Genomic DNA, 19,126 nt, shown 5'->3' with positions numbered 1-19,126 from the left:
GAGCCGACACGGGATCTTAGTAGCCGTAGGACTTGTAGCTTTCCGGGGTCGGGTCGACATCGCAGGCCAGGTTCCACTGGCTGTCGCAGAAGTCGTACTCGTCGCCGAAGTGGCTGCCTGCGACGGCTCCCTTGCAACCGGCCGCACCCTGATAGGCGTAGCTCTGGTTCAGGCTGCCGACGGCTGCGCCGACGTCTTCCATTTCTTCGTTCACGCCCCAGGCGATCTCGGAAAGTCCGACAACCAGTCCGACGACGCAGATGGTTGCCACCAGGACGAGTTCAGCAGAGACGATGAAGCCAGCTTCATCGTTGTACAGGGCCATTGTAAGGTTCATGAGTGGACTCCTCTGTCAAATCAGGAATTCGAAAGTGCTTGAATAGTGGTGAGCGGGGTTGAGTTCGCCGGGTCCGGGCCGGACAGCGGATGCGGCTGTCGCGGCCCAGGGGTTAGCGGTTCTCTTCGAGCGAGCGATCCGGATTAGTAGCTTTCCGGGGTCGGTCCAACGTCGCAGGTGACATCGCAGCTGTCGTCGCACTGGTCCCATTCGTCGTTGTAGGTGCTGCCAGCGATGCTGCCCTTGTGGCCGGCCGTGCCGTTGTAGGCGAAGTTCTGATTCACGCTGCCAAAGGCGGCTCCGACGTCTTCGAGTTCCTGATTGACGTTGAAGGCGACTTCAGAGAGTCCGACGACCATGCCGAGGACACAGATCGTGGCGACCAGGACCAGCTCAGCAGAGATGATGAAACCAGCTTCGTCGTTGTACAGAGCGTTGAGAGTGTTCGTCATTGTTGCAGTCTCCAGGGGGTTAAGGCTTTGACTTGTGTGTGTCAGGGTGTTGACAGGCTGTAAAAGCAGCGGGTGTGCCACTGGGGACTTGGGTCGCTTAGGGAAACTGCGTAGCCTCTGGGTGCTCGTGTTGCAAACTGTTGCTCTGTAGGCTGTTACGCACTTTCCTGATTTTTGGCGATCGCTTTTTCTCAAGCCGGGTCCGGCCCTGTGCCGATGTGGCGAGAAAGCAACAGCAGTGGAGGAAGTTCGTCGCGGCGTGTCGTAACCTGTTCGCAGGCAACGTATTGTGCGATCGACCTCAAAAAGCAACGTGTTGCTGAAACGCAACGCGTGACGGTTTGTTGCGATGACGGCCCACCCCGGCCCCTGGCGATGCCAAGATTTTTTTTGCGAAGGCGATCAGATCCTTTGCAATGAAAATGACCGCCGTTATAATCTCGCGTCTCAATCTGAATCTCATTGCGGGTGTAGCTCAGTGGTAGAGCGCCACGTTGCCAACGTGGCTGTCGAGGGTTCGAATCCCTTCACCCGCTCTTTTTTATTGGCTTCATGGGACTGCTCAACATTGCGGGCAGCAGTACAGGCAAGGAACGGGAGTTGTCGGTCGTGGCGGAAGACGTAGCAGTAGCTGAAGAGAACGCTGGGCTGAACCTGAAGGTCGACATCAAGGACGTAGGGCCCTGCAAGAAACATATTTCTGTCACGGTTTCTGAAGCTGATATTCAGCAATTGCGTGAAGAAACGGTTGCAGATCTGAGCCGCGGCACCGCTGTGCCTGGTTTCCGTGCCGGAAAGGTTCCCGAGAAGCTGCTCGCGAAGCGTTTCCGCAAGGAAATTTCCGATCAGCTGAAGCAGAAGCTGCTCCTGCAGAGTCTGGAGCAGGTTTCGGAAGAGCATGATCTCGATCCGATCAACGAGCCGGAACTCGATGTCGAAAATCTCGAAGTGCCGGAATCCGGTGACTTCGATTACGAATTCGAAGTCGAAGTTCGTCCTGTTTTCGAGCTGCCTGAATACAGCAATGTCACCATTCGTCGCCCGGTCCGTGAGATCAGCGAGGAAGACGTCGCTCAGGCTCGCGAACGATATCTCGCCGGCTTCGGTCAGGTCGTTCCTTACGATGGAGCCGTCGAAGCGGGTGATTACGTCGTCTGCAACGTCGAATTCACGCACAACGGCGAAGTGATCCGCGAGTTTGATGAGATCACCCTTCGCGTACGTCCGAAGCTCAGCTTCTGGGACGCCGAAGTCGATGGCTTTGAAGAACTAATGGTCGGTGCCAAAGCCGACGACGTCCGCGAGATTGATCTGAAGATCTCCCGCGAAGCAACCGACGTCGAAATGCGGGACGAAACCGTCCATGCCAAGTTCACCGTCCTCGATGTCAAACGGATGGAACTTCCGGAACTCGACGACGCCATGCTCGAACGCATTGGTGCCGAAAGCAAAGAAAAGCTGGACGAACTGCTGAAGGATTCGCTGACCCGTCAGGTTTCCTACGAGCAGCGTCAGAAGACCCGCGAGCAGGTGCTGGAAAAGATCACTGAGTCGGCTTCCTGGGATCTTCCGGAAGGTCTGGTTCGCAAGCACGTTGACAACGCTCTGCGTCGCGAAATCCTCGAAATGCAGCAGGCCGGCTTCTCTCGTCAGCAGATCATGGCTCGCGAGAACCAGTTGCGTCAGCAGAGCCTCTCGGTCACTCAGCAGGCTCTGAAGGAACACTTCGTTCTGGATCGCATCGGGACCAAAGAAGACATCGAGTGCACCAACGAAGACATCTCGATGGAAATCACCTACATGGCCATGCAGCAGGGTGAAAGCCCGCGTAAGCTGCGTGCCCGCCTGATCAAGTCGGGAATGATCGAGAATCTCGAAGCTCAGATTCGTGAGCGTAAGGCCGTCGACTTCATTCTGTCGAAGGCGACCTTCGAAGACGAACCGATGGAAAGCTTCCTCGACGAAAGCGTCGAGACGGTCAACCGGTCAATCACGTCGAACATCAACGATGTTCCCCAGGATGTCGAAGGCGGCGAAGACGAGTAGTTTTTCCGCAGAGCAGAAAACGAGCCGGGGTTAAATCCCCGGCTTTTTTTATGGAATCAGGGAACCGGAGTCCGGTCCGACTGTCACACTGATAATACGTGCGTCGTTTCGCAAATTGTGCTACCCTGCCGCGAACTGTTTTCAGCCCCCTGGTGAAGAGCCGCCCTCCGCCCGCGACTCTTCATTTTTTCAGCATGATTCGAAAAGCAATGATCAAGATCACTCTTCCGGATGGGACTACTCAGGAGCACAGCGATCAGACCACATCACTGGACATCGCCCGCGGAATTTCTGAGCGGCTGGCCAATGATGTGATCGCAGCCGAGATCAATGGAACGATTGTCGACGCCGCCCGGCCGATCGCCGAACTCGTCAAAGATCCCGATCAGATTTCGTTCCGTCTGCTGACGACTCGCGATCCGGAATCGCTCGGCGTGCTGCGGCATTCCTGTGCTCACATCATGGCGCGAGCGGTGATGCGTCTCTTCCCGGGCACTGGTCTCGCTTTCGGCCCGACCACCGGCCACGGGTACTACTACGACTTCGACGTCGAGCAGCGAATTAGCGAAGAAGACTTTCCTCGCATCGAAGCCGAGATGCAGCAGATCATCAAGGAAGGGGAGTCCTTCGAGCGATTCGAACTCTCCCCCGAAGAAGCCGTCCAGCTTTGCGAAGAGATGAATCAGGAGCTGAAAGTCGAGCACGTGAAGACCGGCCTGGCCGATCACGGTTCGCTCAGCTTTTATCGCCAGGGCGAATTCGTCGATCTCTGTCGCGGCCCGCACATTCCACGAGCCGGCAAGATCAAGGCCTTCAAGCTGCTGTCGATCGCCGGTTCTTTCTGGAAGGGCGATAAGGACAACAAATCCCTGCAGCGGCTGTACGGAACCGCCTGGTTCAGCAAGCAGGATCAGGACAACTATCTGGAACAGGTCGAGGAGGCCAAGCGACGCGATCACCGCGTACTCGGCAAGAAGCTCGGGCTGTTCCACATCGATCCCAAAGTGGGACAGGGGCTCTGCCTGTGGCTGCCGAAAGGGGCGACCATTCGCGCGCTTCTTGAAGAGTTCATCAAGAAGGAACTGATCGACCGCGGTTACGATCCGGTTTACTCGCCGCACATCGGACGTGTCGAACTCTACGAAACCAGCGGCCACTTCCCCTATTATCGCGATTCGCAGTTTGCTCCGATCTTCGGTCACGACGCCGGCCGGATTATCGATTTCTGCATTCGTAAGCTGCAGGACGATGAACTCTCGCCGGAGAGCGAAGCGGCTCTGCTGCAGGCGGCCGAGATCATGGGCTACGAGCAGCAGGACTACAAACGGGCCTCCACGAAAGATGAGAAGATCGCCGCCCTGCGGAAGTGGGAGAAGGCTCAGGAGCGGTATCTGCTCAAGCCGATGAACTGTCCGCATCACTGCGAGATCTACAAGTCGCAGCCACGCAGCTATCGTGATCTCCCCGTGCGTCTGGCCGAGTTCGGCACCGTCTATCGCCACGAGCAGACCGGCGAGCTGAACGGGATGCTCCGCGTTCGTGGTCTCACTCAGGACGACGCCCATCTGTTCTGCACTGCCGAGCAGGTCGAAGACGAATTCCGCAATACCCTGCAGCTCGTCCAGTTCGTGCTGAAGAGTGTCGGCCTCGATGATTACCGCGTGCAGCTGTCGCTGCGGGATCCGAAGAGCGACAAGTACGTCGGCTCGGAAGAGAACTGGCAGCAGGCTGAAGCGAGTCTCCGTAATGTGCTCCTGGAATCGGGGCTGCGGTTCGAAGCCTGCGAAGGAGAAGCCGCGTTCTACGGACCGAAGGCCGACTTCATGGTTCGTGACGCGATCGGCCGCGAATGGCAGCTGGGAACCGTTCAGCTCGACTACAACCTGCCGGAACGCTTCGAACTCGAATACACCGGAGCCGACAACAAGCCGCATCGCCCGGTGATGATTCACCGCGCTCCGTTCGGATCACTCGAGCGATTCGTCGGCATGCTGATCGAGCATTTCGCCGGAGCGTTTCCACTCTGGCTGGCCCCGGAACAGATTCGCGTGCTTCCGGTGACCGACAAGACTTCGGATTACGCTCAGGAAGTGGTCGCCGAACTGAAGAAAGCTGGCTTCCGCGTCTCGGCTGATCTTCGCTCCGCCAAAGTCAACGCAAAGATTCGCGATGCTCAGCTGGAATTGATACCGTATATGCTGGTCGTCGGCCCGAAGGAGCAGGAACAGCGATCCGTGTCGATTCGAGACCGAATCGAGTCGAAAGACATCGGCATGCTCCCGCTCGATGAGGCGATCGCGAAGTTCCAGCAGGAAGTCCGCGAGAAGACGATCCGCCAGCAGTTCAAGAGCACCTTCCAGGCGATGGAAGCCTCGGCTGACGAGGACAACGAGTACTGATCGGCTCGGATCCGCATTGAATCATTCCTCAACCCGTTTAGGGTGAATGAAGGTCGAGGACCGCGTTCGCTCTTGAAAGGGCCGAGGAATGATCCCGAAGCTGCTTGCTGTCGTAGCCGCCGTTCTGGTGGTCGTTGGGGGGTATGTGCTGCTCGGGATCGCCTCCGAGGATGTCGCGGGGATCGTCGCCGTTTCGCAGCTCCTTCTGCTGCTGATTGCGCTGGCCTGCGTGCTGGGGAATTCGAACTGGCGCCATTCTTTCTGGCTCGGCTTCTTCGTGGTGAACTTTGGCTTCCACCTGCTGACCGCAGTACCGATCTACTTCACAGGCTCCACTGGGGGCTATGTGAATGGTCTGGCTGAAGACTTCTACGAAGGAGTCTTCATGCCTGTCGACTCGGGACGAAGTGAGGGCGTCTTCTACTACAAAACTCGGGATAGCGACCGCATTCGCTTTGTCGGATTCAACGAGGAGGGCCAGAAGGTCCGGTTCGGTTTCGTCGGTCCGGAAGACCTCCCGCGGGTTGGCCTCACCGAGGATCAGATTCCGATTGCCCCCCATGAAAATTCCTTCATTGCGTTGATCCGAGAATTCATAGCGCTTCTGGGCGGGCTCATTGGCGGAATTGTCACCTGCGGCCGCTGGTCCCGCAGATCGACGACCGTGGCGACGGCTTCCTGACAACAGATCTCAAGAGGAGTTGGCGAGATCTCATTGATTTCAGGGCCGTTTCTGCCGTAAGATCTTAAATCGAACATTGCCGATTTGTTGAGCGACTCTCGAATCGTGTCCGCCCCGCTCATCCCTCCTCGAATCTCTCAGGAGCAGATAACTGATGGCTTTCTGCCGACCTGACCTGCGCGCATCCTTCTCTCTGCTGCCTGTCGTCCTCATGCTGGTCATGGTGGTTGAGGTCCAGGCAGCCGAAGAACGCGCGGTCGACTTCGCGAACGATGTCCGCCCCGTGCTCGCCCGTCGCTGCTACGCCTGCCACGGTCCGACCGTTCAGGAAGCCGATCTGGCGCTACACGACTACGAATCGGCGACTTCGGAAACGGAATCAGGCGTCCGGCCGATCATTCCGGGGGATGCTGAGAACAGTGAAATCATCTACCGGGTGACGGAAACCGATCCTGACCTGCGGATGCCGCCCCCGGAGCAGGAGCCACTGACCGAGGACGAAGTTCGGATCCTCCGCACGTGGATCGAACAGGGAGCCGAGTACAATCAGCACTGGGCCTTTCAGCCGCTCGCCAAAGTGTCGCCGCCATCAAAGAGCGACCATCCGATCGATGCATTCATTAATGCCAAACTGAATGACGCCAGCATTGAGCCGGCTCCTCCGGCCGATCGCGCGACGCTGATCCGCCGCCTCTATTACGATCTCACCGGCCTGCCGCCGACACCGGAGGACGTGGACGCCTTCGTGAACGATCCAGCTCCCGATGCCTACGAGAAACGGGTCGACGAGCTGCTGGCTTCCCCGCAGTATGGCGAACGCTGGGCTCGGCACTGGCTCGATGTCGTCCGTTATGCGGAGACCAACAGCTTTGAACGCGACAATGCCAAGCCGAACGCCTGGAAGTACCGCGATTATGTCATCGACGCATTCAACAGCGACAAGCCCTACGATCAATTCTTGCGCGAACAGTTGGCCGGCGACGAGCTGGACGAAGTGACGCGCGAGACGCTGATCGCCGCCGGCTTCTATCGTCTCGGCATCTGGGATGACGAACCGGCCGATCCGCTGCTGGCCCGGTATGACGAACTCGACAGCATCATCACGACTATCAGCCAGGGAATGCTCGGGCTGACGGTGAACTGTGCCCGCTGTCATGATCACAAGATCGATCCGATTTCTCAGGCCGACTATTACAGCATGCTCGCTTTTCTCGACGAGCTGACACCTTACGGCACCCGCCGAAATCCCGACGAATACAGCCAGGTCGACGTTTCGACCGCTGCGTTGCGTGCGAAGTACGCGGAGAACGAGCGGCAGCTGCGCGAGTTGCGGGACAAGATGCATACGATCGAACAGGAAGGCATCGTGAAGATGTCGGCCGAAGATCAGCGGGCGACCGAGGGGAACCGTCGGCAGAACGTCCTCGCAAAGAAGTTGGAACAGCACCTCGACAGCTCACGATGGGCCGAATATCAGGAGTTGAAGGCTCGTGAGAAAGAGTTGATCGAGGAGCAGAAACAGTTGCCGCCCCGTGAGACGGTGATGTCGATCGCTCAGGTTCGCAAAGACGTCGAGCCGACCCGCATTATGCTGCGGGGAAATCCGCACGTGCCGGGCGATGTCGTTCAGCCGGCGTTCCCGGACCTGTTCGGCGACGGGGCTCCTGAAGCCTTCAGTGTCAGTTCGCCGTCCGGCTCCAGCGGGAAGCGACGCGCTCTGGCGGAATGGATGACCGATGAAGACAACATGCTGACGGCCCGCGTGATGGCCAATCGCATCTGGCAGCATCACTTCGGCCGCGGCATCGTGCGGACGCCGAACAACTTCGGACTGCTCGGGACTCCTCCGACGCATCCCGAGCTCCTGAACTGGCTGGCCCAGACCTTCATGGAGGGCGGCTGGAAAATGAAACCGCTGCATCGACTGATCGTCACCTCCGATGCCTATCGGCGGTCGTCCGAGCATGTCGAAGCGAGCTGGCAGGCCGATCCGAACAACGATCTGTTCTGGCGGTTCGATCTTCGTCGTCTCAGTGCCGAAGAGATCCGCGATTCGGCGCTCGCCGTGACCGGCGGTCTCAATCTCAAGATGCACGGCCCGAGTTTCTATCCGGAACTCTCGCAGGAAGTCCTCTCGACGCAGTCGAAGCCAGGCTACGGCTGGGGCAAGTCTTCTGAAGACGAACAAAACCGGCGGAGCATCTACATCTTCATCAAACGGTCGCTCATTCCGCCGGAACTGGCGAGCTTCGATTTCCCCGATACCGACGTCACCTGCGAAGCCCGGTTTATTACCATCCAGCCGGCTCAGGCTCTGGCGATGATCAACGGAGAATTCCTTAACGAACTGGCGGACGACTTTGCCGCTCGACTCCGAAAGGAAGCGGGGAAGGATGTCTCTGCTCAGGTCTCACGCGGACTGCAACTGGTCACGACGCGCGAGCCGGAGCAACAGGATATCGCGGAAGGACTGCAGCTGATCGAAGAACTGAAAACCGAACACGGCCTCTCTGAAGAGGACGCCTTGAAATACTTCTGCCTGTATGCGTTGAACCTCAACGAGTTTCTGTTCGTCGATTAACCGATAACGGGGTGCCATGCCCACGCTCGCGTGGGCATGCTGAAGGCGACATGAACGGAGCTGACGAAGTCATCAACAGTTCGAAGAAATGTAGGCTGTCCCCCCGCGAGTTGCGAGAGTGAGAACCAAACAGCGTTGCACGCCCACGCAGGGGTGGGCATGGCACCCGAGACGAATGAACCGAGGAAAGATGATGTCGAATTCTCGAAATTTCTGTGGACGAACCCGCCGCGAGTTTGTGTGGGAAGCGGGAGCCGGTTTTGGCTCGGTCGCGCTGGCGTCGCTGCTCGGGGAAGACGGCTTCTTCGGCAAGTCGGCCAATGCTGCCGAGAACGTTCCGAACCAGGGCCCGCATCACACGCCGAAGGCGAAGAACGTCATCTTCCTCTTCATGTATGGCGGTCCGAGTCACATCGACACGTTCGACTACAAGCCATCGATGAACGGGATGGATGGCAAGACCGTCGCCGTGAAGACGTTCGGCCGCGGTGGCCATAAGAACGAAGGCCGGATTGTCGAGCCGCGCTGGAAGTTCAACCAGTACGGCGAGTGCGGCAAGTGGGTCAGCGATCTGTTCCCAAACGTTGCCCAGCATGTCGACGACATCGCGTTTCTGCATTCACTCACAGCCGATTCGCCAATTCACGGTTCGGCCATGCTGATGATGAACTCCGGAAAGATTCTCAGCGGCAGTCCGACACTCGGCTCCTGGCTGAACTACGGGCTCGGGACCAGCAACAAGAATCTGCCTGGTTATGTCGTCATGCTCGACCCGACGGGAGGGCCGATCAGTGGAGCCAAGAACTGGACCAGCGGATTCATGCCGGCCAGCTATCAGGGCACTGTGCTCAACTCGCAGGGGCCGCCCATTCTCGATTTGAATCGACCGGATGGCATGCCTGAACCGGTGCAGCGCGAGATTCTGGATGCGCTCAACGAGACCAACAGCCGGCATCTGGCGGCTCGTCCGAATCAGTCGGAGCTGTCGGCCCGGATCGCGTCCTACGAGCTGGCTTACAACATGCAGATCCATGCTCCCGAAGCGGTCGACTTTGCTCAGGAATCGGAATCGACGCAGCAGATGTACGGCATGGATCGCGCGGAAACGAAAGACTTCGGCAGCAAGTGCCTGCTGGCCCGCCGGCTGGTCGAACGGGGCGTGCGATTCATTCAGGTCTACTCCGGTGGAAATCACAACGACGCCAACTGGGATGCCCATGGCGATCTCGAAAAGAATCACAACCTGCACGCCGGGGAAACGGATCTGCCAATCGCCGGCCTGCTGAAAGACCTCAAGCAGCGTGGACTTCTCGACTCCACGCTCGTCGTCTGGGGCGGTGAATTCGGGCGGCAGCCGACCGCCGAGTACGCCAACGGATCTGGCCGCGACCACAACGCATACGGCTTTACCATGTGGATGGCCGGCGGCGGCATCAAGGGAGGCATCTCCTACGGCAAGACCGACGAACTCGGCGCCCGGGCGGTGGAGAATGAGCTGCACGTGAAGAACCTGCACGCGACGATTCTGCATCAGATGGGGCTCGATCCCAACCGGCTCAGCTACTTCTTCAGCGGGCTCGATCAGAAGCTCGTCGGTGTCGAGCATGTCGAACCGATCCACGAGATCATCGCTTAATCGACCCTGAGAGTGACAGGGTGGCCCGGCCGATTTCGGCCGGGTCGCGCAGCGACAAGAAGCTGCGCCAACATCAAGGCTTGCTCCACAGGCCGCCCGGTCCGCTGAAGAGAACACACATGGATGCGTCCTCTTGTGACTTCGTCACCCGACCGTGTTCCGGTCGGGCCACCCTTTGGGTGACGAGGAATGGGGATCGACAGCTCGGAGAGTTTTGAACGAATGACTTTGAGGGTAGCCCCCGTTGATTCAACCGGGGTGGCGGAGCCACAAGAGGTCTATCACCCGCGCCCAGTACGCAATGAGCTTTGAAACCTCTTGCCGACTGCGTCGGCCCCGGTAGCGGAGCAACCGGGGCTACCCTGTAGAACTCTCGTTACCGTGAGATCCGCCCCATCATCAGGACCTGCTCGACACGCCACCCGGTCCGCTGAAGAGAACACACATGATGTGTCCTCTTGTGACTTCGTCACCCGATCGTGTTCCGGTCGGGGCCACCCGCTTGTTCTTGCTCTACGTCATCTCGACGAGTTCGCGTTCTGGTTCGCGGCTGGGGGGTGGCGTCTTCTTTCCGTAGAGGAAGCCGACGAGAGCCTGGCGGGCTTCGAGGGTGAGGCTGAAGAGCATTGGCACGAGGATCAGCGTGACGAAGGTCGAGACGATCAGGCCGCCGAGAACGACGCTGCCCAGTCCGCGATAAAGTTCGCTGCCTGCTCCCGGGAAGAGGACCAGTGGCAACAGGCCGAGGACCGTCGTTGTCGTGGTCATGAAGATCGGACGGACACGGGTGCGGACCGATTCGAGAATCGCGGCAGCCGGGCTCATGTTCTCCGTACGGATCAACTCCAGCGCCTGGTGCACAATCAGAATGGGGTTATTGACCACCGTTCCGATCAGGATGACGAAGCCGAGCATCGTCAGGACATCGAGGGCCTGGAAGACAAACAGATTCAGCAGGTTCAAGCCGAGAATTCCACCGACCGCTCCCAGCGGAACGGCAAGAATAATCACGAACGGATAGAGCCACGACTCGAACAGAGCGGCCATCAACAGGTAGGTGATGAGCAGGGCGAGCGCCACATTGAACCGCAGCGAAATCCACGTTTCCCGCAATCGGTCGGCCGTTCCACTCAGGTTGATGCGATAACCGTCGCCCAGTTGTCCGGAGTCGTACATCGGCTGCACGATCTTGGTTTCGATGATGTTCATCGCGTCTTCGAGGGCCATCTCGGGCGGCGGAGAGACTTCGATCGTAATCGCCCGTTGACGTTCCCGGTGGTTGACCTGTTCCGGCCCGCTACTCATCACGACATCGGCCACGGTCGACAGGGGCACGAGCTCGCCGGTGGGAGTCGCGACCGGGAGAGCAGCAACATCCTGGGTCGCCTGAATATTCCGCTCCTCGCCGATGATGGTCAGGTCGATCTTGTCGCCGCCCAGGAAGTAGTCGCCCGCGTAGGCGCCATCTATCAGAGCATTCGTGGTGTAGCCGATATCTTCACTGGTCAGCCCCAGTTCCGCGGCCTGCATCAGCCGTGGGTTCAGATGAATCTCCGGGCTGGACAAATCGAGGCTGGGAATCGGCCGGGCCTGAACGGATGGAATCAATTCCATGGTCTGCCCCAGAACCTGTCCGCCAAAGGGAATCAGTTTCTCCAGATCGGGGCCAATGATATCGACTTCAATTGTCCGGCCGGCGGTCAGCCCCTGTTCGAACAGGCTCGACTGCTTCGCCACGGCAAAGGTGCCGGGAATTCCCATTCCGGTTTTCTGAATCAGCGGGATCAACTCGGCTGCTCGCAACGGATCGTGGGCACGGATTCCCATGAAGACCATGCGGCCCCGGGCCACGAAGAAGAAGTCACCAATGGCGGGGAAGGGGAGCAGCTCGGCTTCCGGGCTGTCGGGATCGACGTCCCAGTAAGGTCGCAGGGCCGTCTCGACGGTCTTGCCCATCCGCATCAGTTCTTCGTGGTTGTAGCCGGGCGGAGGAAGCAGGATGCCGAAGACGAGGTTGCGATTTCCGTTCGGGAGATAATCGACCTTTGGCCAGAGCAGCCAGCTGCCGAAGACCGAAGCTCCGACGATGAGCAGAATCATGGCCAGTCGCAGGAGCTTGCTGCTCAGCAGCCAGCGGTTGAAGCCGACGATCACTTGCGTGAAGAGGTTTCCGCCGCGATTGATGAGTCCAACCACGCCGGTCGTCTTTTCCGGCTCTTCCAGCAGAGCGGCGTTCTTGTCGCCTTCTTCCTGCTGCTTGAGCAGGCGGGCGGCGGAGGTCGAAATCAACGTCACCGAAACAATGAGAGACAGCCCCACAGCCGAACTGATTGCCAGCGCGATATCGCGGAACAGCTGTCCGGCTTCTTCCTGCACGAAGACAACCGGCAGGAACACGGCAATGGTTGTCAGCGTGGAAGCGACCACGGCTCCCCACACTTCGTAGGTGCCGATCTTGGCGGCTTCGAAGCGGCTCTTTCCCATCTGGGCGTGCCGAAAAATGTTCTCCAGCACCACCACGGCATTATCGACCAGCATTCCCACGGCAAACGCCAGACCGGCCAGGCTGATCACGTTCAGCGAACGTCCCAGCGAGCCGAGTACGAGGAAGGTGCCGATGATACTGGTCGGAATCGCCAGTCCGACGATCAGGGCTCCCCGGGCGTACCAGAAGCCGGCTAGAAGAATCAGCGACATCGTGATCGCAAAGAACCACGGATCGAGGTAAGCGGCGGCCAGAGCACTCACGAGGATGAAGGGAGCCATCATCAGGGTGCGGCGGTTGAGATGCAGGAACAGCATCAGCACCACCATCGTCAGGGCTCCCCCGACGAAAATGTTCTGCTGGACGAGATTCATGGAGGAGTAGATGTACTCGGTTTCATCGTACACCTGAATCAGCTGCAGACCGCGTGGTTTGAGCAGGTTCTCATCGAGATCGGCTCGCACTTCCCGCAGGCCGTCCATGATGTCGAGCACGTTGGCGCCCGTTTCGCGAATACAGTTGATGGCGATACTCGATTCGCCGAAACGACGGACCAGTCCATCCGGCTTCTTGTAACCGAGCTGCACCTCGGCCACATCGCGAACGTAAACCGGAGCCCCATCCCGCACGGCCAGCAGCTGCTTCTCGACGTCTTCCACGCTGCGGAACTGACTGAGCGTCCGCACGACATAGCGACGTTTGCCTTCCCAGAAATCCCCAGCCGAGATGTCGGCGTTCTGGCCGCGGAGGACCCGGCGGATATCGAGGATGGTCAGGCTTCTTGAAGCCAGCTTCTCCGGATCGACAATAACCTGCAGCTCTTCTTCGAGACCGCCGATCACGTTCGACTGGGAGACACCGGGCACACGCTCGAAGCGGGCTTCGATTTCGTCTTCGGCGAACCGGCGCAGCTTCGTGACGTCGAGATCTTCGGGCGGGAGAAGCTCGTTGACTTCCGGATGCTGCTCGGCCAGCTGACGCAGCCGCAGCATGGCCAGGCCGACGTTGTGGGAATCGCGAACCCGCTGGATCCCTTCGCTCAGTTCCGGATGCTTCTGCTGGAACGCGACGAGATCTTCATCGGCTGGCTGACGGACGCTGAAAATGAACCAGGCGATCGGGCTGTCGGACGAGTTCGACGTGCTGATGACCGGCTGGTCGGCGTCTTCGGGATAGTCGGGGACCTGCTGCAGACGCGAGTTGACCTTGAGCAGAGCTTCGTCCATGTTCGTGCCGACCTGGAACTCGAGCGTGATCGTTCCTTTCGAGTCGGTACTTTCAGAGAGCAGCCGGACGATGCCTTCGACGCTCTTGAGGTACTCTTCCTGCTCGACGACGATTTCCCGTTCGATCTCCTGCGGACTGGCTCCCGGCCAGCTCGTTTCTACGGTGATTGTGGGACGATTCACTTCCGGGGTCAGCTGCATCGGCATCCGGGAGAGGGCGACGAAGCCGAACAGAGCCGTCAGCAGAACACCCACGATCACTTTGATCGGGTTGCGGATAAAAGCTTCAATCAGCGCCATGGTGTCTGCTTAGTCCGTAAAGAATTGGTGTCGTTCGTAAGTCGTGGGGATCTGTTGCGTCTACTGACCGGCGTTCGGTTCCTCGGCCTTCGAAGCCTCGGGCGTCGAGCCGTCCGTCGAAGACGGCGGGGTCGGCAGAACTTCTCCCACGGCGACCGGCTGGCCGGGACGGAGACGTTCGTTGCCTCGCACGACCACCTGATCGCCCGGGTTGAGTTCGCCGGTGACCTGCAGCAGCGCCCCATCGGCAATACCGGTCTGCACCGGCACCGGACGCACACTGGCCGGCTTCTCTTTCTCACCGGGGGTGATGGCGTAGACGATTTTCTGCGGGCCGCCCAGAACCACGGCGTCCTTCGGCACGAGCAGCGTTTCCTGACGTTTGCCCGTGGGCAGATAAACGCGGGCCATCATGCCCGATTTGATCAACGGCTCGTTGTCTTCAATGTGATTGGTCACGCGGATCTTCACCGGGAAAGTGCGGGAGCGGGTGTCGGCCTGGGGAATGATCACTTCCACCGTGCCGGTGAAGAGCTGATCGGGCAGGGCAGGGATTTCGACGCTGACGGTCTGCCCTTTGTGGATGTAGGTGATGTACTGCTCAGGCACGTAGCTTTCGACATCGACCTCGCCGAGCGCGAGGACATCGGCAACAAGTTCACCCCGGTTGACCCACTGGCCGAGTTCCGTGTGTTCGGCGGAGATGAAGCCATCGAACGGAGCCCGGATGGTGTGCTTTTCAATCTGATCGGCCAGTCGATTCGCGATCGCCCGACGAATGGCGACCTGAGCCCGGGCCTGAGCGATCTGTTCCTGTCGCGGGCCGGCTGCGATCAGTTCGTAATTCTCGACAGCCTGCAGATATTCCTGTTCGGCCTGAATCTGTTCGGCGACCACGAGCTGGAGTTCGTCGTTGTTGATTGCGTTGCGGGCATACAGTTCGTCGGCTCGGTCGCGTTTCTTCTGATGATATTCCCGCGACGCCTTGGCAGCTGCCATCGCCGCCTGTGCCCGCCGGACTTCTTCCGGACGAGACCCGTTTTCAAGCTCCTTGAGTTCTTCTTCCCGCAGGTTCAGCTCATGCACGGCTGCTTCGTGTTCGAGGGTAATCGTCGCGGTCAGCAACTGAGCCAGCGGCTGTCCCTTCTCGACGAAGTCCCCTTCGTTGACCGGAAAATCGGCGATGCGACCATCGACCGCGCTGCCGACCGAAGCTGTCTTGACCGGGGTAACCGTGCCGATGAAGGTCTGCCCGGTGATAACGGGCCGCTTGACGACTTCGGCCACGACGACGGGCGAGGGAGGCCGCTGTCCCGGGCCTTGCGCGGAGGCGAGTTCCGTTGTCAGAAGAACGAGGCTTGCAGCGAGCAGCAGCGGCCGGGAAAATTGAACGCAGTCGGGCATGGCAGATTCAAACTTACAGAGACTGAGACGAAGCGGTGAGGTCGGCAACGACGAGCCGGCGACAAGATCGCGGCGTCCGGGGAGAGCAGTGGAGAACTTGTGGAATTTGAACTGATCGATCAATTGAAATCATGGCTGAAACCAGATGCCAGAGTCAATCTTGGAATTGGCGATGATTGCGCCCTTCTTCCTCAAACCGACGGCACCGAGTCGGTCGTGACGACAGATCTTCTCCTCGACGGAGTTCACTTTCGCACCGGCATCAACCCGGCTGCGGACATCGCCCGCAAAGCGCTCGCCGTCAACGTCTCGGACATCGCCGCGATGGCCGCCATCCCGGTCGCCGCGTTTATCAGCATCGTCTTTCCACGGTCCTGGAGTCGCCAGCAGGCCGAAGAACTCCTGCAGGCCCTGGCCGACTCCGCCCGCGAGTTCCAGATTGCCATCGCGGGGGGAGACACCAACACCTGGTCTGGCGGGCTGGCGATCAACGTCACATTGTATGGACAGGTCCCGAAAGGGAAAGCGGTCCGACGCGACGGAGCCCAGCCGGGTGATGCGATCTGTGTCACCGGCCCGCTCGGCGGCAGCTTCGCCGAGAAACAGTTTCGCTTCACCCCCCGCGTACAAGAAGCGATCTGGCTCCGGGAAAATGCCGATCTGCATGCGCTGATCGACCTCAGTGACGGCATCTCGTCGGACTTGGGACATATCCTGAGAGCCAGCGGCGTTGGAGCCGAGCTTGATGCCGAGCTGATTCCGATCGCCCCGGCTGCCCAGGTCGGAGAAAGCGACAGGACGCCGCTCGAACGGGCCCTCAGTGACGGCGAAGACTTTGAGCTCCTCTTCACGCTCCCCCCAGATGATGTGGAGCGACTCCGGAAAATTCCGGAGGCCCCGGTGACGATCTTCCCGATCGGACGGATAATTCCGGGGCAGGGTTGTGTCCTCCTCGATGCTGCCGGTAAAAGAACAGAGTGCATCGCATCAGGATTCGTGCATGGATTCGATGCGTCCGGCCAGAACTGACGGGCCGGTTCTGCACTGGCCGAGCCAGTGGCACGCTTCGCCGAATCGCTCGATGCGATCGGTCAGTCAGACGACTTTTTCGCGGACAGGTTCGTTCCGATGGCTACGAAAAACGCCCTTTTGTTCTCAGCCGGACTCGCGCTGACGGTTTTCTCAGGATTCGCGACCGCGGCAGCGGACGAGTTGATCGATTTTCCGCACCAGATCGTGCCGATTCTGAAGACGCATTGCGTCGAATGTCACGGCGGCAGTCAGGCGAAGGGGGGCTTCTCGCTGAATACGCGGGCGTTGTTCCTCGAAAACGCGGCGGCTATTCCCGGCGATCCCGACAGCAGCGACTTCTACCTGCGAATGCTCTCCGACGATGAGGACCTGATGATGCCTCCGCCGGATCACCCGCGGGTTCCGGCCGCATCGCTGGCTCTGATCCGGAAATGGATCGATCAGGGGCTGAAATGGGAGCCGGGGTTCACCTTTGCCGAATCGACCTACGAGCCTCCGCTGCTGCCGCGGCATCCGGAAATTCCCGCAGCACACGCAGGACGGACGCATCCGATTGATCGCTTCATCGATGCCTGGCTGCTTGAACGGGAGCTGCCGATTCCCGAGCCGATCGATGATGAAACGTTTCTCCGGCGGAGCACGCTCGACCTGATCGGCCTCCTTCCGACACCTGGGGAACGGGACGAATTTCTGGCTGACTCAAACCCTGACAAGCGGACCCGCTGGATTGAGCATCTACTGGAACGGCGGATCGACTACGCCGATCACTGGATGACCTTCTGGAACGATCTGCTGCGGAACGACTACACCGGCACCGGATTCATCACCGGCGGGCGGAAGCAGATCAGCACCTGGCTTTACTCGGCACTGCTCGAGAACCGGCCGTACGATGAGTTCGTGCGCGAGCTGATTGCCCCGAAGACGGGCGAGAGTCGCGGGTTCATTGATGGCATCAAATGGCGGGGCGAAGTGAGTGCCGGGCAGACGCTGGAGATTCAGTTCTCGCAGAGCATCTCCCAGTCGTTTCTGGGCATCAACATGAAGTGTGCCTCGTGTCACGACAGCTTCATCGATCGCTGGACGCTGAAAGAGGCCTACAGCCTGGCCGCGATTTACGCCGAGGCTCCGCTCGAAATCCACCGCTGCGACAAGCCGACCGGCGAGCAGGCGACGGCGGGGTGGATCTTTCCGGAACTCGGCTCGCTCGATGCCTCCCTGCCTCGCGAGCAGCGGCTCGAACAACTCTCGAAGCTGATGACCGACCCCCGCAACGGGCGGTTCACACGCACGATCGTCAATCGCCTCTGGCATCAACTCATGGGACGCGGGCTGGTTCATCCGGTCGATGCGATGCAGACCGAGCCGTGGCATGCCGATCTGCTCGATTATCTCGCCAACTATCTGGTCGAGCACGATTACGATCTCAAGCAGCTGTTGCGGCACATCACGACCTCGCAGGCGTATCAGTCTCAAACCGAGGTCATTCAGGCAACCGAAGATGGCGAATACGTCTATCGCGGGCCGAGGGCGCGGCGGTTGACTGCCGAGCAGTTTCTCGATGCCGTCTGGCAGCTGACCGATGCCCCGCCGGCCGAGGTCGATGCCCCTGTGCTTCGGAATGCAATTACCGAGGAAGAGCGGGAACAGATTGCCCTGCAGGGGAGCTGGATCTGGGGAGCCTCGGCTCAGAATGGAGGCGTGCCGCCTGCTGGGGAAACGATCATGCTGCGGAAGACGTTTCAGCTCGACTCCGTGCCGAACCGGGCCGTCGCCGCGGTGACGTGTGACAACTCGGCGATCATCTACGTGAATGGCCGCGAAGTGAGTCGCGTCGACAACTGGGAGAAACCGGCCGCGATCGTGTTCGAGTCGAACCTGAAGCCGGGGCGGAACGACATCGTTGTGCGGGCGACCAATGCCGGAACGACTCCCAATGCGGCGGGTCTGTATTTCGAAGCCCGGCTGCTCGGACCGGAGGGGCAGGAAACGGTGATTGTCAGCGATGGGAGCTGGCAATGGAATCCGCAACTGAACCAGCCTCGGGAAGGACGCATGGGCGGTCTGCCCGGGACGTTCGAACCGGCTGTGGTCGTGCCGGCTCTTTCCGTGTGGACCGACCGGACGCGGGAACGGTTGCAGAACATTCTGGCCGCGGCCCGGCTGGGGGAAGACCCGTTGAAGGCCCGGGCGTCTCTGCTCAACAACAATGCGTTGATGACCGCGCTGGGGCGTCCGAACCGGGATCAGATCGTGACGTCGCGTCCCCAGGAGTTGACGACCCTCGAAGCGATCAATCTGGCCAACGGCGAACAGCTGATGCAGGCCCTGGAGCAGGGAGCCCGCGACTTGCAGAGCCGATACGAGGGCGAGCCGGAACGGCTGATCGAGCACGTGTATCAGTTCGCCCTGTCCCGCAACCCGACGGCAGCCGAACGGGAACTGCTCCTCAATGCAACAGGCCCTGAACCAACCGTGGAGTCGATTCAGGACCTGTTGTGGATCGTATGCCTGTCCCCGGAGTTCGTTTACGTCCGGTAGATCAGTTG

At 59.6% G+C, this 19,126-nt stretch carries 11 protein-coding genes and 1 tRNA gene; 8 read left to right on the top strand and 4 right to left on the bottom strand.

Going from position 1 to position 19,126, the window contains the following annotated elements:
- Window positions 1-16 precede the first annotated feature (16 nt).
- Both L1A08_RS18500 and L1A08_RS18495 read right to left on the bottom strand, forming a co-directional pair.
- Window positions 17-337, bottom strand: a complete 321-nt coding sequence (locus L1A08_RS18500) for a branched-chain amino acid aminotransferase (RefSeq protein ID WP_238758009.1) — start codon at window positions 335-337, stop codon at window positions 17-19.
- A gap of 143 nt (window positions 338-480) precedes the next feature.
- Window positions 481-789, bottom strand: coding sequence for a branched-chain amino acid aminotransferase (locus L1A08_RS18495; RefSeq protein ID WP_238758008.1), 309 nt, complete (start codon window positions 787-789; stop codon window positions 481-483).
- A gap of 464 nt (window positions 790-1,253) precedes the next feature.
- On the opposite strand from L1A08_RS18495, the gene L1A08_RS18490 reads away from it, so the two are divergent.
- From L1A08_RS18490 to L1A08_RS18465, 6 genes are all read left to right on the top strand, one after another.
- Window positions 1,254-1,325, top strand: a tRNA-Gly gene (locus tag L1A08_RS18490).
- Between the two features lie 73 nt (window positions 1,326-1,398).
- Entirely contained in the window at window positions 1,399-2,835 is a 1,437-nt protein-coding gene (gene tig, locus L1A08_RS18485) for a trigger factor (RefSeq protein ID WP_238758007.1), read from the top strand.
- A gap of 209 nt (window positions 2,836-3,044) precedes the next feature.
- Window positions 3,045-5,234, top strand: a complete 2,190-nt coding sequence (gene thrS, locus L1A08_RS18480; RefSeq protein ID WP_238758006.1) for a threonine--tRNA ligase — start codon at window positions 3,045-3,047, stop codon at window positions 5,232-5,234.
- Between the two features lie 88 nt (window positions 5,235-5,322).
- A complete protein-coding gene (locus L1A08_RS18475; RefSeq protein ID WP_238758005.1) occupies window positions 5,323-5,916 on the top strand; it encodes a hypothetical protein in 594 nt (197 codons plus the stop codon).
- Between the two features lie 154 nt (window positions 5,917-6,070).
- Entirely contained in the window at window positions 6,071-8,497 is a 2,427-nt protein-coding gene (locus L1A08_RS18470) for a PSD1 and planctomycete cytochrome C domain-containing protein (protein ID WP_238758004.1), read from the top strand.
- 193 nt (window positions 8,498-8,690) lie between these two features.
- Complete coding sequence (locus tag L1A08_RS18465; RefSeq protein WP_238758003.1) at window positions 8,691-10,133, top strand: DUF1501 domain-containing protein; 1,443 nt, start codon at window positions 8,691-8,693, stop codon at window positions 10,131-10,133.
- A 513-nt stretch (window positions 10,134-10,646) separates the two neighbouring features.
- Here the strand turns inward: L1A08_RS18465 and L1A08_RS18460 are convergent.
- Together L1A08_RS18460 and L1A08_RS18455 are read right to left on the bottom strand one after the other, a co-directional pair.
- The gene (locus L1A08_RS18460; protein ID WP_238758002.1) at window positions 10,647-14,144 is read right to left on the bottom strand and encodes an efflux RND transporter permease subunit; all 3,498 of its coding nucleotides are present in this window, start codon (window positions 14,142-14,144) and stop codon (window positions 10,647-10,649) included.
- Between the two features lie 60 nt (window positions 14,145-14,204).
- On the bottom strand, window positions 14,205-15,671 hold the full coding sequence (locus tag L1A08_RS18455) for an efflux RND transporter periplasmic adaptor subunit (protein WP_238758001.1): 1,467 nt from the start codon (window positions 15,669-15,671) through the stop codon (window positions 14,205-14,207).
- Here L1A08_RS18455 and L1A08_RS18450 point away from each other — a divergent pair.
- Both L1A08_RS18450 and L1A08_RS18445 read left to right on the top strand, forming a co-directional pair.
- Entirely contained in the window at window positions 15,648-16,577 is a 930-nt protein-coding gene (locus L1A08_RS18450; RefSeq protein ID WP_315860605.1) for a thiamine-phosphate kinase, read from the top strand. The two genes, L1A08_RS18455 and L1A08_RS18450, sit on opposite strands and share 24 nt — an antisense overlap.
- 99 nt (window positions 16,578-16,676) lie before the next feature.
- Window positions 16,677-19,118 (top strand): DUF1549 domain-containing protein, encoded by a 2,442-nt coding sequence (locus tag L1A08_RS18445; protein ID WP_238757999.1) that lies wholly within the window; start codon window positions 16,677-16,679, stop codon window positions 19,116-19,118.
- The last annotated feature ends 8 nt before the right edge of the window (window positions 19,119-19,126 follow it).

Source organism: Rubinisphaera margarita, from assembly GCF_022267515.1.
Classification (GTDB): Bacteria; Planctomycetota; Planctomycetia; order Planctomycetales; family Planctomycetaceae; genus Rubinisphaera; species Rubinisphaera margarita.
The sequence above is the reverse complement of the archived record's forward strand: the minus strand, read 5'-3'. Positions and strand labels throughout refer to the sequence as shown.

Bases quoted from the DNA above. Each gene is read 5' to 3' on its own strand.
- L1A08_RS18500 (WP_238758009.1), bottom strand. From the start codon at position 337: ATGAACCTTACAATGGCCCTGTACAACGATGAAGCTGGCTTCATCGTC.
- L1A08_RS18495 (WP_238758008.1), bottom strand. From the start codon at position 789: ATGACGAACACTCTCAACGCTCTGTACAACGACGAAGCTGGTTTCATC.
- thrS (WP_238758006.1), top strand. From the start codon at position 3,045: ATGATCAAGATCACTCTTCCGGATGGGACTACTCAGGAGCACAGCGAT.
- L1A08_RS18475 (WP_238758005.1), top strand. From the start codon at position 5,323: ATGATCCCGAAGCTGCTTGCTGTCGTAGCCGCCGTTCTGGTGGTCGTT.
- L1A08_RS18470 (WP_238758004.1), top strand. From the start codon at position 6,071: ATGGCTTTCTGCCGACCTGACCTGCGCGCATCCTTCTCTCTGCTGCCT.
- L1A08_RS18465 (WP_238758003.1), top strand. From the start codon at position 8,691: ATGTCGAATTCTCGAAATTTCTGTGGACGAACCCGCCGCGAGTTTGTG.
- L1A08_RS18460 (WP_238758002.1), bottom strand. From the start codon at position 14,144: ATGGCGCTGATTGAAGCTTTTATCCGCAACCCGATCAAAGTGATCGTG.
- L1A08_RS18445 (WP_238757999.1), top strand. From the start codon at position 16,677: ATGGCTACGAAAAACGCCCTTTTGTTCTCAGCCGGACTCGCGCTGACG.